This window comes from Streptomyces sp. NPDC047515 (assembly GCF_040643055.1).
Lineage (GTDB): Bacteria > Actinomycetota > Actinomycetes > Streptomycetales > Streptomycetaceae > Streptomyces.
In genome coordinates, this window is the sequence record NZ_JBEYTM010000002.1 from 20,532 (window position 1) to 33,433 (window position 12,902).

At 70.5% G+C, this 12,902-nt stretch carries 11 protein-coding genes; 4 read left to right on the plus strand and 7 right to left on the minus strand.

Annotated elements, in window-relative coordinates; all coding sequences use genetic code 11:
* Positions 1-96: 96 nt before the first annotated feature.
* Positions 97-1,320 carry an Ig-like domain-containing protein gene (locus ABZ826_RS01530; protein WP_361440490.1) on the minus strand — a complete coding sequence of 408 codons (1,224 nt, stop codon included), beginning with the start codon at positions 1,318-1,320 and terminating at the stop codon, positions 97-99.
* Positions 1,321-1,473: 153 nt separating this feature from the next.
* Here ABZ826_RS01530 and glgX point away from each other — a divergent pair, with 153 nt between their 5' ends.
* Entirely contained in the window at positions 1,474-3,708 is a 2,235-nt protein-coding gene (gene glgX, locus ABZ826_RS01535) for a glycogen debranching protein GlgX (RefSeq protein ID WP_361440493.1), read from the plus strand.
* A gap of 17 nt (positions 3,709-3,725) precedes the next feature.
* Here the strand turns inward: glgX and ABZ826_RS01540 are convergent, their stop codons facing one another.
* From ABZ826_RS01540 to ABZ826_RS01555, 4 genes are read right to left on the minus strand one after another with little or no spacing between them, the layout of a single operon-like run.
* Positions 3,726-4,376 carry a response regulator transcription factor gene (locus ABZ826_RS01540; RefSeq protein ID WP_361440496.1) on the minus strand — a complete coding sequence of 217 codons (651 nt, stop codon included), beginning with the start codon at positions 4,374-4,376 and terminating at the stop codon, positions 3,726-3,728.
* Positions 4,377-4,395: 19 nt separating this feature from the next.
* Entirely contained in the window at positions 4,396-5,685 is a 1,290-nt protein-coding gene (locus ABZ826_RS01545) for a sensor histidine kinase (protein ID WP_361440499.1), read from the minus strand.
* 25 nt (positions 5,686-5,710) lie between these two features.
* Entirely contained in the window at positions 5,711-6,535 is an 825-nt protein-coding gene (locus tag ABZ826_RS01550; protein ID WP_361440502.1) for an ABC transporter permease, read from the minus strand.
* 1 nt (position 6,536) lies between these two features.
* On the minus strand, positions 6,537-7,439 hold the full coding sequence (locus tag ABZ826_RS01555) for an ABC transporter ATP-binding protein (RefSeq protein WP_361440505.1): 903 nt from the start codon (positions 7,437-7,439) through the stop codon (positions 6,537-6,539).
* Positions 7,440-7,625: 186 nt separating this feature from the next.
* Here ABZ826_RS01555 and ABZ826_RS01560 point away from each other — a divergent pair, with 186 nt between their 5' ends.
* On the plus strand, positions 7,626-9,497 hold the full coding sequence (locus ABZ826_RS01560; protein WP_361440508.1) for an ABC transporter ATP-binding protein: 1,872 nt from the start codon (positions 7,626-7,628) through the stop codon (positions 9,495-9,497).
* Positions 9,494-11,365 (plus strand): ABC transporter ATP-binding protein, encoded by a 1,872-nt coding sequence (locus ABZ826_RS01565; RefSeq protein WP_361440511.1) that lies wholly within the window; start codon positions 9,494-9,496, stop codon positions 11,363-11,365. The genes ABZ826_RS01560 and ABZ826_RS01565 overlap by 4 nt, the downstream gene beginning before the upstream one ends.
* A gap of 123 nt (positions 11,366-11,488) precedes the next feature.
* On the opposite strand, the gene ABZ826_RS01570 is transcribed toward ABZ826_RS01565, so the two are convergent.
* Together ABZ826_RS01570 and ABZ826_RS01575 are read right to left on the minus strand one after the other, a co-directional pair.
* Positions 11,489-11,695, minus strand: a complete 207-nt coding sequence (locus ABZ826_RS01570) for a DUF397 domain-containing protein (RefSeq protein WP_361440514.1) — start codon at positions 11,693-11,695, stop codon at positions 11,489-11,491.
* Positions 11,696-11,707: 12 nt separating this feature from the next.
* A complete protein-coding gene (locus tag ABZ826_RS01575) occupies positions 11,708-12,532 on the minus strand; it encodes a helix-turn-helix transcriptional regulator (RefSeq protein ID WP_361440517.1) in 825 nt (274 codons plus the stop codon).
* A gap of 105 nt (positions 12,533-12,637) precedes the next feature.
* Here ABZ826_RS01575 and ABZ826_RS01580 point away from each other — a divergent pair, with 105 nt between their 5' ends.
* Complete coding sequence (locus ABZ826_RS01580; RefSeq protein WP_361440520.1) at positions 12,638-12,898, plus strand: hypothetical protein; 261 nt, start codon at positions 12,638-12,640, stop codon at positions 12,896-12,898.
* Positions 12,899-12,902 lie beyond the last annotated feature (4 nt).

Here is a 12,902-nt window from a genome sequence, read left to right on the forward strand (position 1 = left end):
GGACTTCGCCAGGTGACACGGGGTACGGGGTGCCGCGGGGCCGGCCGGGGGTCCGTCCTCGTGCGCCGGACGGGCCCCGGACGGTCCGACGGGGCCTCAGCGCAGGGCGGAGCCGGCCTTCCACCGGGCCCAGCTCAGGTTCCAGCCTCCGAGCCCGTTGTCCGGTGCGACCTGCTTGTCCTTGGAGTTGACGACCTCGATCACGTCGCCGATGAGTGTCCGGTCGAAGAACCGGCCGGCCGGGGTGTCGTCGCCGCCGCCCTGCACATCGCGCAGCCCGACGCAGCCGTGGCTGACGTTGGTCGAGCCGAAGACGTCGTCGTCCGACCAGTAGTTGCCGTGCAGAAAGGTGCCGGAGTTGGTGAGCCGGAGCGCGTGCGGGACGTCCTTGATGTCGTACTCGCCGCCGAAGCCGACAGTCCTGCCGTCCATCCGGGTCACGTCGTACATCTCGCTGACCACCATCTTGCCGTTGTACGTCTCCATGCCCGGGTAGCCCGCCGTGATCGGGACCGTGGACAGGAGCCGGCCGTCGCGGCGCACCTCCATGGTGTGGGCGGCCGCGTCCACCCGGGAGATCTGGGAGCGGCCCACCTCGAAGGAGACCGTCTTGTTCTGGGATCCGTACACGTGCGGCGCGCCCTCCACATCGCGCAGCCCCACCATCACGGTGACCTCGGTGCCCGGCTCCCAGTAGGCGGCGGGGCGGAAGTCGAGGCGGCCGGCGCCGAACCAGTGCCCCACCACCTCGACCGCCGGATCCGAGGTCACCCGGATGGCGCGCTGCACGGCCGCGCGATTCCTGACCGGGCGGCTGAAGTTGAAGGAAACGATCATTCCGGTGCCGACCGTGGACCGGTTCTCCGGTGTGAAGTAGCCGATGAAGCGGTGTTCGGGGACGGCCGTGGTGAAGGTGGTGTGGCGGGCCGAGCGGTGTCCGGCGCCGTCCAGGGCGACCGCGTCGACGCGGTACTTGGCGGCGAGCCCGAGCCGGCCCGACTTTTCCCGCGGCGTCCAGGAGCGGCCGTCGTGCGCGATCCGGCCCGGTACCTCCTGGCTGTGCGCGTCCTCGATCCGCGTCACCCTGACGCTCTCCAGCCGCCCGTCGGGGACCTCCACCTCCATCCGGTCGTCGGGACCGACGTTGCTCGCCCCGTCCCTCGGGACGATCCGGATCGCGTCCTGCGGGGAGCGCGCCTTCCCGCTGAAGACGGTTCCGGTGCCGGTGCAGCCGCTCAGCAGAGCCAGCACGGCGAACAGTCCTGCCCATGTCGGCACGGTGGCCGCGTTCGCCACCGCCCTCTTCGCTACGTGGTTCACGTCCCCCCAACGACGGGGGCCGGTCGGGGGAAACGTGAGTGCGGGCGCGGGTGTGGGCAGAACAGAGGGGAGGACCACACTCGGGGAGCCGCGGCCGGGACGCCGCGCGCCCCTCTTCGGTGCGGGTCCCCACGAGCCGCGGGAGGCGAGCAGGTGTCGAGCGCAGCCGAGCAGGAAGCAGTACAGGAAACGGAGCCGACGCCCGTGCGGGAGCGCGCGCGGCAGGCCGTGACGGGGCGTCCGCCCACCGTGTGGCCCGGCGCGCCGACGCCGCTCGGAGCCCGCTTCCGGGTGGGCCCCGACCGAGTGGCGGGCACCAATTTCGCGCTCTGGGCGGGCGGCGCGGAGGCCGTCGAGCTCTGCCTCTTCGACGAGGAGGGAAGCGAGACGCGCCTTGCGCTGACCGAGCTGACGCATGAGATCTGGCACGGTTTCGTGCCGGGCGTACGGCCGGGCCGACGGTACGGCTACCGGGTGCACGGCCGCTGGGACCCCTGGACCGGTGCCCGGTGGAACGCGGCGAAACTGCTCCTCGATCCGTACGCCCGCGCCGTGGACGGCTCGTTCACCCTCCCGGCCGAGGTGTACGGCCATGTGAGGGACTGGCCGCACCAGCAGGTCGCGGACACCGTGCGCGACGAGCGGGACTCCGCTCCGTACGTGCCCAAGGGGGTCGTCGTCCACGACGACGACGACTGGGCGGAGGACCGCCGCCCCAAGACCCCGTGGGCGGACTCCGTCATCTACGAGCTCCATGTACGCGGCTTCACCAGGCTGCACCCCGGAATCCCGGAGGAACTGCGGGGCACATACGCCGGTCTCGCCCATCCGGCCGCCCTGGACCATCTGCTCCGGCTCGGTGTGACGGCGGTGGAACTGCTGCCGGTGCATCAGTTCGCCCACGAGGACCATCTGCTCCGGCGCGGCCTGCGCAACTACTGGGGCTACAACTCCATCGGCTACTTCGCCCCGCACGCCGACTACTCCGCCAGCGGGACCGCGGGCCAGCAGGTCGGCGAATTCAAGCGGATGGTGCGGGCCCTGCACGACGCCGGGATCGAGGTGATCCTCGACGTGGTCTACAACCACACCGCGGAGGCGAGCGAGCTGGGTCCGATGCTGTCACTGCGCGGCATCGACAACCGCGGCTACTACCGCCTCCAGCCCGACGCCCGCAGATACGCGGACTACACCGGCTGCGGCAACACCCTGCACGTGGTCCAGCCGCACGTCCTGCGGCTGATCACGGACTCGCTGCGCTACTGGGTCACGGAGATGGGCGTCGACGGATTCCGCTTCGATCTGGCGGCGGCGCTGGCCCGTTCGATGCACGACGTGGACATGCTCTCCCCGTTCCTCGCGGTGATCGCCCAGGACCCGGTGCTGCGCCGGGTGAAACTGATCGCCGAGCCGTGGGACATCGGCAACGGCGGCTACCAGGTGGGCGCCTTCCCCCCGCTGTGGACCGAGTGGAACGACCACTACCGGGACGCCGTGCGGGACTTCTGGCGCGGCGCCCTGCCCGACGTACGGGATCTCGGCTACCGGCTGACCGGATCCAGCGATCTGTACGCCTGGGGCGGCCGGCGCCCGTACGCCTCGGTCAACTTCGTCACCGCGCACGACGGCTTCACGCTGCGCGATCTGGTCAGCTACGAGCAGAAGCACAACGAGGCCAACGGCGAGGACAACCGGGACGGCACCTCGGACAACCGGTCCTGGAACTGCGGCGCCGAGGGCGAGAGCGACGACCCCGGCGTCAACGCGCTGCGCCGCCGCCAGCTGCGCAACCTGCTCACCACGCTGCTGCTGTCCACCGGGGTGCCGATGCTGGTCGCGGGCGACGAGATGGGCCGTACGCAGGGCGGCAACAACAACGCCTACTGCCAGGACAACGAGGTGGGCTGGGTGGACTGGTCCCTGCTCGAACAGCCCGAGTGGCGGGCGCTGACCGAACTGACCTCACGGGTGCTCACCCTGCGCCACAACCACCCGGTGCTGCGCCGTCGCGCGTTCTTCTCCGGGCGGGCACAAGCGGCCCACGGGCTGCGGGACCTGGCGTGGTTCACCCGGCAGGGCGCGGAGATGACGGAGCAGGACTGGTACGCACCGGCGGCCACGCTCGGGCTCTATCTCTCCGGACGCGACATCCCCGGCCGGGACGCGCGCGGCGAACCGGTCACGGACGACAGCTTTCTGGCGATCCTGCACGCGGACCACCGGCCGGCCGGCTTCCTGCTCCCCGGGCCGCCCTGGGCGCAGAGCTACGAACTCGTCCTGGACACCTCGCGGGAGGACCAGGAGGCGGCCCCCGGCACCGTCCATCCCGGTGGCGGGACACTGACCGTGCCGGAGAGATCGGTGTTGCTGCTGCGGGTCAGGGAGTGAGCGGCCGGGAGCGGGGGTCAGCCGAGGATGCCGCGGTCGTAGCCGATCGCGACGGCGGCGGCACGGTCGTTGGCGCCCAGCTTGGCGAAGATGTGCGTGAGGTGGGTCTTCACCGTGGCCTCGCTGATGAACAGCTCGGCGGCTATCGCGCGGTTCGAGGTGCCCCTCGCGACGAGTGCGAGCACCTCGCGCTCACGGACCGACAGCGCGTCGTTGCCCGGGGCCGCCGGGGTGCGCACCCGTGAGACGAGGCGGGAGGCGACGGCGGGCGAGAGGACGGTACGGCCGTCGGCCGCGGCTCGGACGGCGTTGAACAACTCGTCGCGCGGGGCGTCCTTGAGCAGATAGCCGGTCGCACCGGCCTCGATCGCGGGCAGGGTGTCGGAGTCGGTGTCGTAGGTGGTGAGGACGAGCACCTTGGACCGGTCACCGCGGCGGGTCAGTTCGGCGATGGCGGCGACTCCGCCGCCGCCCGGCATCCGCAGGTCCATCAGCACGACATCGGGGTCGAGCCGGGCCACGAGATCGACACCGTCCACCCCGTTCGACGCCTCCCCGAGGACCCGGAACCCCGGGGCCGAATCGAACATGCCGCGCAGACCGTCCCGTACGACGGGGTGGTCGTCGACGACGACGAGCGTGATGACGCGTGCGGAATCCTCAGCCATGACAGGCCAACCGTACTGGTCATCGGCTGTGCTGAACCAGTGGGACCCGGGCGCAGACGGCCGTTCCGCAGCCCGGCTCCGTCTCCACCTCGACGGTGCCCGCGACGCGTTCGGCGCGGGCCCGCATGCCGCCGAGCCCGAAACCGCCCGCGCCGCTGTACGGCGGCAGGGCGGCCGGGTCGAAGCCACGGCCGTCGTCCCGTACGTCCAGGGTGAGTTCGTCGCCCATGAAGGAGAGGGTGATACCGACCCGCGAGGCCTCGGCATGGCGGCCGCTGTTGGCGAGGGCCTCCTCGGCGATGCGGAGCAGGGTGGCGGCTATCTCGTCGTGGACCGGCTCGACGGTCCCCGTGACGGTGAACTCGGCCCGGATCCCCTGGCGTTCCCCCCAGTCGGCGACCGTCTTCTTCAGCGCGCCCGGCAGATCGTCGTGCTCCAGGGCGGCGGGAACGAGATCGCGCACCGAGCGGCGGGCCTCGCCCAGGCTGTGCCGGGCGAGCGCGGCGGCTCGGTCGAGGTGCTGCCGGGCCCGTACCGGGTCGGTGTCGGCGACCGAAGTCACCACCTGGAGCTGGGCGATGATGCCGGTCAGGCCCTGCGCGAGCGTGTCGTGGATCTCGGCGGCGAGCCTGCGCCGCTCGTCGGCGACGCCCGCCTCGCGGGCCTGGACGAGGAGTTGGGCGTGCAGGCCGGCGTTCTCCGCCATGGCCTGTTCGAGGCGGGCGTTGGCGGACTCCAGTTGGGCGATGGTGTCGACCTGGGTGCGCGCGTGGTCGGCCTCCTGGTCGCCGATCTGGGCGAACACCATGGTGAGGGTTGCGTGCAGAGCGAAGAGGAGGCCGAAGGCGATCCAGTTCATGAGGCCGGCCGGCGGGAGGCCACTGCCGGACTGCGAGCCCGCCATGATGACGGCGGTGGCCAGCAGCCCCGCGCGCATGGCCCGTTGTGGAAGCAGCCTGCCGGCGTCGAAGTAGCCGAGCACCGCGAAGATGGAGAAGAACGGGTTGCACCAGGTCAGTCCGAGGGCGAGTGACGTACGGGCGACGAAGTAGAACTGCGCCGTCCGCGACGGCGGGGTGACCGCCGTCCCGTACCGTCCCCACCAGAGCTGGAGGACCAGTGCCACCGGAATCAGCGCCGCAACGGCGTACACGTCCGAACGGGACATGATGAGGCCGGCGGACACGGCAGAGGCCGCGGTAGCCAGGCCGAGCAGGCCGTACGGCCCGTACCGGAAGAACCGTTCCCACCACTGCGCGGCCGTCGTCGCTCCGGTGCTGCCCGTCTGTGCCGTGTCCCCCGCGTCCATGAGGGGATTCTCCCCCCAGGAACGCTCACTCCCACCGGAACAGACGGGTCGCAAGCCCGGTCGCCACGGCCGCCCACAGCGCCATCACGCCGAGCTGCACCCAGCCGGGCCAGCCGCCGGACGCCGCCCGGTCCAGCGCCTGGGAGGCCGCGCCGAACGGGGTGACCTCGACGATGCGCCGGAGGGCGTCGGGCATGGACTGCACCGGGATCCAGACCCCGGCGCTGAACATCATCACGAGGTTGACGACCGAGCTGATCGCGGCGGAGGCCTTGGTGGTGCGGGAGAGCGCGCAGAGCAGTGCGCCGAGGACGAGGACGCTCGCCGTCGACAGGAGCAGCGCCAGGACGTAGCCGAAGGGTTGTCCGGGCAGTGTGACGCCGAAGGCGATCCGGCCGACGGCCATCACCAGCGCGGCGGAGCCGAGGGCCGCTGCGCCGTGCAGGGCGATCTGCGCGGTGAGCAGGGCGGACGGCGGCACCGGAGTGGTCGACATCCGGCGCAGGATCCCGCGCTCGCGGTAGCCCGTCAGGACGGGCGGCATGGCCTGCAGCCCCGCCATGATCATGCCGAGGAGCACCGACACCGGCACGTAGAGATCGATGACGCGGCGGCCACCGAGCGCGTCGTCGGGGTGCCGGAAGGAGGGGATCAGGCCGAGGATCGTCATCAGCGCGGTAGGGAAGACGAGGATCCAGAACAGGCTGGCGGGCTCGCGCAGGAAGAGCCGTGTCTCGGACCTGAGCACCGCCGCCCAGGGGGTCGGCGTGTGCGTCGGTGCGTCCGTCGGTGCGTCCGTCGGTGCGTCCGTCGGTGCGTCCGTCGCCGTGGCCGGGTTCGCCGTGGCCATCTCAGGCCGCCTGTTCTGTGAGGTCGAGGAAGGCGTCGTCCAGCGTCGCCTCGGAGACACGGAGTCGGTGTGCGGTGATGCGGTGGCGGGCCAGCAGCGAGATCACGGCGTTGACCGTCTCGTCGGTGCCCTGAATGACGACCCGGCCGTCCTTCTGCTCGACGGAGGCCGCCCCGGGGAGCAGGGCGAGTTCGGTGTCGTCGAGCGGCTGTGAGGGCGTGAACGAGATGGCCGTGGCGCTGCCGGCCCGGTTGATCAGCCCGGACGGGGTGTCGAGGGCGACGACCTTGCCCTTGTCGATCACGGCGACGCGGTCGCAGAGCCGAGTGGCCTCTTCCATGAAATGGGTGACCAGAAGGACTGTCACGCCGCTGTCGCGTACGTCCTCGATCAGCTTCCAGGTGTCCCGGCGGGCCCGCGGATCCAGACCCGTGGTCAGCTCGTCGAGGACCACGACCTTCGGGTTGCCGACCAGGGCGAGCGCGATGGACAGCCGCTGCTTCTGACCGCCGGACAGTTCGGCGAACCTGGTGCCGTACTTGGTGTGCAGTCCGAGCCGTTCGGCCAGCGCGCGCCAGTCGGCGGGGTCCGGGTAGAAGGCGCTGTACAGCTCCAGCGCCTCGGCCACGGTGATCTTGGGCTGCAGCTCGCTCTCCTGGAGCTGGGCGCCGAGCAGCCGGGTCACCCGGTCGTGGTCGGCGACCGGGTCGAGACCGGCGACGCGGACCGTACCGGCGTCGGGAACCCGCAGCCCCTCGACGCACTCGACGGTGGTGGTCTTGCCCGCACCGTTGGGTCCGAGGATCCCGAAGATCTCCCCCTCGTCGACGGCGAAGCTCACGCCGTCCACCACGGGGCGCCCGGCGTAGGCCTTGCGCACCCCGCTCACTTCGATGATTGCCATGCCCACGAGCATCCTGTCGCGGGGACCGGCGCACCATCGTCCATCGCGCTCGAACGGACATCGGCCGATCGGTTGATACGGGGTACGACCTGCGGGTCCCTCGGGATCCGTTCCGGGGCTCCGGCACCGCCGGACAACCGAAAACCACATGAGCAATGTCAGTGGTGAACCGTAGTCTCGCCTGTGATGCCCGAAAAAGATGCAGAGCCCAAGGAACGGTCCACCGTACGCTCACTGTTGCGACTGTGGCCCTATGTGAAGCCCGTGCGGAACCGCATGTTCGGCGCCGCGCTGGTCGCGATAGTCGCCTCCTGTATCGGCCTGGTGATCCCTCTCGTACTGAAGTGGATCGTCGACGGCCCGGTGGCGGACCGTGATCCGGGGGGTGTCTGGCTGGGCGCGCTGTACCTGCTGCTGCTGGGCATCGCCGAGGCCCTGCTCTTCGGGATACGGCGGTGGCTGGTGGCCCGGCCGCTGGCGGGGGTCGAGGCGGCGATGCGGGCCGACCTGTACCGGCATCTGCAGCGGCTGCCGGTGGCGTTCCACGATCGCTGGCCGTCGGGGCAGTTGCTGTCACGCGGGACCACGGACCTGATGCTGCTGCGCATGTTCCTGGCCTTTCCGCTGACGTTCCTGCTGGTCAACGGCACGACGATCCTGGTCGGTTTCATCATTCTGCTGATGCAGCAGTGGACGCTGGGGCTGGTGCTGCTCGCCCCGGTGGTGCCGTTGGTGGTCATCTGCGCGGTCTTCGAGACGAAGTACTCGGTCGTGGCGCGCCAGGCGCAGGACCAGGTCGGTGATCTGACGACGGTCGTCGAGGAGAGCGTGCTCGGCATCCGCATCATCAAGGGCTTCGGCCGGCACCGCAGCCAGGCCCTCGCGTTCCGCGCCCTCGCGCAGCGGCTGCGGAGCACGGAGCTGGGCAAGGCGCGTCTCCTCGCGGGCATCTGGGCCGCCATCACCACGATCCCGGAGCTGGCCATCGGGGCGGCGCTGGTCCTCGGCACGGTCCAGGTCGCGGACGGCGGGCTGTCGGCGGGCACCCTGGTCGCCTTCCTGTCCACGGCGCTCGCGCTGCGGTGGCCGATCGAGTCCATCGGGTTCCTGCTGGCGATGAGCCAGGAGTCGGCGACGGCGACCGAGCGGTTCTTCGAGGTGATGGACGTGGCCGAGGAGGACGACACGGCCACCGCCGACGGCCCGGCTCCGGAAGACACGCCGGTCCACGGCGAGATGGTCTTCGAGGGCGTGGAGTTCCGCTACCCCGACGCGCAGGCCGGTTCCGAGCCCGTCCTGTCCGGGATCGATCTGCGCATCCGCCCCGGCGAGACCATGGCCCTGGTCGGAGCCACGGGTTCCGGGAAGACGACGCTCACCGCCCTCGTGCCGCGGCTGCACGAGGCGACCGCGGGGCGGATCACTCTAGACGGCAGAGACATCACCGCCATGCCCCGGGAGGAACTGCGCGAGCTGGTGTCCGTGGCGTTCGAGGAGCCGACGCTCTTCTCGGCGAGCGTCGGGGAGAATGTGCTGATGGGCGCCGAAGGCGCCGGGGAGGAAGAGCTGCGGCGGGCGCTCGCGGTCGCGCAGGCCGACTTCGTGTACGAGCTGCCCGAGGGCATCGGTACCCAGGTCGGCGAGCAGGGGCTCAGTCTCTCCGGCGGACAGCGGCAGCGGCTCGCACTGGCGCGCGCCGTGGTCGGCCGGCCACGCTTCCTGGTGCTCGACGATCCGCTCTCCGCCCTGGACGTGCACACGGAGGCGCTGGTGGAGGCCGCCCTGCGGCAGGTGCTTGAGGAAACGACGGCGATCGTCGTCGCGCACCGTCCGTCCACCGTGATGCTGGCGGACCGGGTGGCGCTGCTGTCGGAGGGCCGGATCATCGCCGTCGGCACCCATCAGGAACTGCTGCGCGACAGTGCGGAGTACGCCTGGCTGATGGCGGGCGCCCCCAGCGCACAGGAGGGTGCCCTCGCCGAGGACGCCTTCCCCTACCCGTCCGCCGAGGACCGCCTCGTGCCGGACGTCCCCGCCGAGAAGGGCCGCACCCGATGACCAGTACGACGACCGGGCCCGCCGAGCGGCGCGATGCGCGCGAGACGCCCGAGAGCCCGTCCCCCTCCGACGGCGCCGGGGACCGGTTCGACCGGGACGATCTGCCCACGCCCCGTGGTGCGACCCGCGCCCTGCTGATGTCGTTGCTCCGGCCGCACCGGGGCCGGGTGATGGTGTCCGCGCTGTTGCTGCTGATCCAGCAGGCGGCGGTACAGGCGGGCCCGCTGCTCGTCGCGTACGCCATCGACAGCGGTGTGCCCGCCTTCCGGGACAAGGACTACGGGCCGCTGATCGCGGTGGCCGTGGGGTACGCGCTGTGCTCGGCGGCCGCGGGGGGCATGCAGTACGCGTTCATCCGGGCCTCCGCCCGGATCAATCAGGACGTGCTGCTCGATCTGCGCGGGCGGATCTTCCGCCATGCACAGGCGTTGAGCGTGGACTTCCACGAGCGCTACACCTCGGGCCGGCTGATCTCCCGTTCCACCACGGATGTGGAGTCGCTGCGGGAACTGCTCAGCGAAGGGCTGCAGGAACTGATCGTCATCGTCCTGTCCTTCGTCTCCATCTCGCTGATGCTGCTCTGGCTGGACTTCGGTCTCGGCGCGGTCGCGGTGCTCTCGTTCGTACCCCTGTGGGGGCTGGTGCACCTCTACCAGCGGCGGGCCGGGACGCTTTACGCGGCGCGGTCGACGGCGATCGCTGCGGTCATCGTGAAGTTCGCCGAGTCGATGAACGGCATCCGTCCCGTCCAGGCCTTCCGCCGCGAGCGGATCAACGACCGTCACTTCGAGGACCTCAACAGCACACACGCGTGGACGAACGGCGGCGCGCTGCTGGAGATGGCGCGCTATGTCGTCGGCTCCCGGCTGGTCGCGAACACGGCGGTCGCCGGGATCGTGCTGTGGGGCGCGTACCGCGTCGCGTCGGGCACCCTGGCGCTCGGTGTGCTGGCCGCGGCCGTGCTCTATCTGCGCCGGCTGTACGACCCGATCGACCGGCTCGGCATGTTCCTCAACTCCTACCAGTCGGCGGCAGCCTCGCTGGAGAAGATCGCGGGTCTGCTGGCCCAGACCCCCTCCGTCCCCGAGCCGTCAGAGCCGAGGGAGCTGCCCGCGCTCACAGGTGAGCACCCGGGCCGCGAGGTCGTCTTCGACTCGGTGCGTTTCGCCTACCGCACGGGCGGCGAGGTGCTGCCCCGCTTCGATCTGACGGTCCCGGCCGGGCAGACCGTGGCCGTGGTCGGTTCGACAGGCGCGGGCAAGTCGACGCTCGCCAAGCTGCTGGCCCGCTTCTACGACCCGACCGACGGCCGGGTGCTGCTGGACGGGACCGATCTGCGGGAGCTGGCCGTGCCCGAGCTGCGCCGGGGTGTGGTCATGGTGACCCAGGAGGCGTTCCTGTTCTCCGGGACGGTCGCCGAGAACATCGGCCTCGGCAGCCCGGACGCGACCCGCGAGGAGATCGAGCAGGCCGCCAAGGCGATCGGCGCGCACGACTTCATCGCCGGTCTGCCCGAGGGATACGACACGGACGTACGCAAGCGGGGCGGCCGGATCTCGGCCGGTCAGCGCCAGCTGGTCGCGTTCGCACGGGCCCTGCTGGCGAACCCGGCGGTGCTGATCCTCGACGAGGCGACGAGTTCCCTGGACATCCCCGGCGAACGGGCGGTGCAGCGGGCCATGGACACGGTGCTGCACGGCCGCACCGCGGTGGTGATCGCCCACCGCCTGTCGACGGTGGAGATCGCGGACCGGGTCCTGGTGATGGAGCACGGGCGCATCGTGGAGGACGGCGCCCCGGCCGAACTCATCGGCGGTACGGGCCGCTTCGCGGGGCTGCACCGGGCGTGGCGGGAGAGCCTGGTGTGACGACCCCGCCTCCGGCCGATCGTCTGCCTGAATCGCCTTGCGGGCGGCGTGGGTTGCCCGCGCGAACGCCCCACCATGCGCCGCATGGTGGGGCGTTGACGCAACACCGGCGTCGGCCGGGCGTCAGACGGCGCCGAACTCTCCAGCCTTGACGCCCGCCACGAACGAGGCGAACGAGGCGGCGGAGGCATTCAGCACCGGGCCGCTCGGGTTCTTGGAGTCGCGGACGGGGACCACGCCGTGGAGGGCAGCCAGGTTTGCCGCGACCTCGATGCAATCGCCTCCGTTGGAGCTGTACGAGGACTTGTGCCAGCGGGGCTCGTTAGTCACGGGACTTCCCTTTCATGCCTGCTCGATCATCACCACGGATGCCGCTTGGGACAGCGCTTCGGCCTGTAGCTGATGGTAGGCCGTCAGCAGGGGCAGAACGGACGTGCTCTCGCGATCCACGTGCCCCTGTGCGTGGGACTCGGCGTACGCGACCATGGACCGGTCCGGAAGCGTGAGCAAGTTGACCGGCAAGTTGAAGGGTCGACGCTCTCCTATGCCGAAAGGCGCCACCTGGAGAACGGTGTTGGGGAGCGCCGCGAACTCGACCAGCTTCTGAACCTGGGAGTCCATGACCTTGGGGCCACCGATCGGACGGCGGATACAGCTCTCGTCCATCACCACCAGCATCATGGGCGGCCGGGCCCTCACCAGTGCCTCCTGCCGCTGCGCCAGAAACGAGACACGCTCATCCGCCTGCTCAGGCGTGATGGAGCCGCGCCACACATCACCGTCCGCCAACGCCCTTGCGTACTGCTCGGTTTGCAACAGCCCGGGGATGATCCCGATCTGAAACAACCTGATCTCCACAGCCCGGCTCTCGTACCCGACGTACTCCGGAAAGCCCTCCAGCAGTACGCCAAGCCGCATGTCGCGCCACTCGCGCTCGAACGAATCGGCGGAACCGGCAGTGCCGAAGGCGAGGTCGATCTTGCACGAGAAGGGAAGGGTTGGCGGCTTCCGACCAGTTTCAACAGCCGAAATATGCTGACTCGAATATGCCAGCCTTCCAGCCAGGTCCTCCTGGCTCCAGCTGCGATCTTCCCGCAACCTGCGCATGCGGGCTCCGTAGGCAGCTTCGGGGCTGCTCTCGGGGTCTAACTGCTTGCGGTTGACCACGCCGCCACCCAACCCTTCCTTCGGTTCTGATTACTTGAAGGGTTCCTGACTCTAAGCCACGCTGATCCCCCTTGGTAGCGGAACCGTTACGGAGAGGAGTGGCTCATGTCTGCGAAAGACGGCCCCCCGAACGAGCAGAGGCCCCCACAAGTACCCGCCCTCGGCACGCTGTTGGTGGACACCAGCCGCCGTGACCAGGTGGGAGAGTTCCGGGGGATGGCCGGCCCGTACTGGTCGTTGCGACCGGTCTGCGGCGGGACGGAATGGGAGGCGGAGCCCGGGAACGTGCGGCCGCCGAGCCCGATAGAGCGGTTGCGGGCCGAGACCTCACGGTGCAATGCCCGGAGCGCGGGGCGGATCCTGTGACCGG

Excerpts from the sequence above, each read along its gene's own strand:
- ABZ826_RS01555 (WP_361440505.1), bottom strand. The coding sequence starts at position 7,439 with ATGGCAATCATCGAAGTGAGCGGGGTGCGCAAGGCCTACGCCGGGCGC.
- ABZ826_RS01540 (WP_361440496.1), bottom strand. The coding sequence starts at position 4,376 with ATGGCTGAGGATTCCGCACGCGTCATCACGCTCGTCGTCGTCGACGAC.
- ABZ826_RS01560 (WP_361440508.1), top strand. The coding sequence starts at position 7,626 with ATGCCCGAAAAAGATGCAGAGCCCAAGGAACGGTCCACCGTACGCTCA.
- ABZ826_RS01565 (WP_361440511.1), top strand. The coding sequence starts at position 9,494 with ATGACCAGTACGACGACCGGGCCCGCCGAGCGGCGCGATGCGCGCGAG.
- ABZ826_RS01580 (WP_361440520.1), top strand. The coding sequence starts at position 12,638 with ATGTCTGCGAAAGACGGCCCCCCGAACGAGCAGAGGCCCCCACAAGTA.
- ABZ826_RS01545 (WP_361440499.1), bottom strand. The coding sequence starts at position 5,685 with ATGGACGCGGGGGACACGGCACAGACGGGCAGCACCGGAGCGACGACG.
- ABZ826_RS01550 (WP_361440502.1), bottom strand. The coding sequence starts at position 6,535 with ATGGCCACGGCGAACCCGGCCACGGCGACGGACGCACCGACGGACGCA.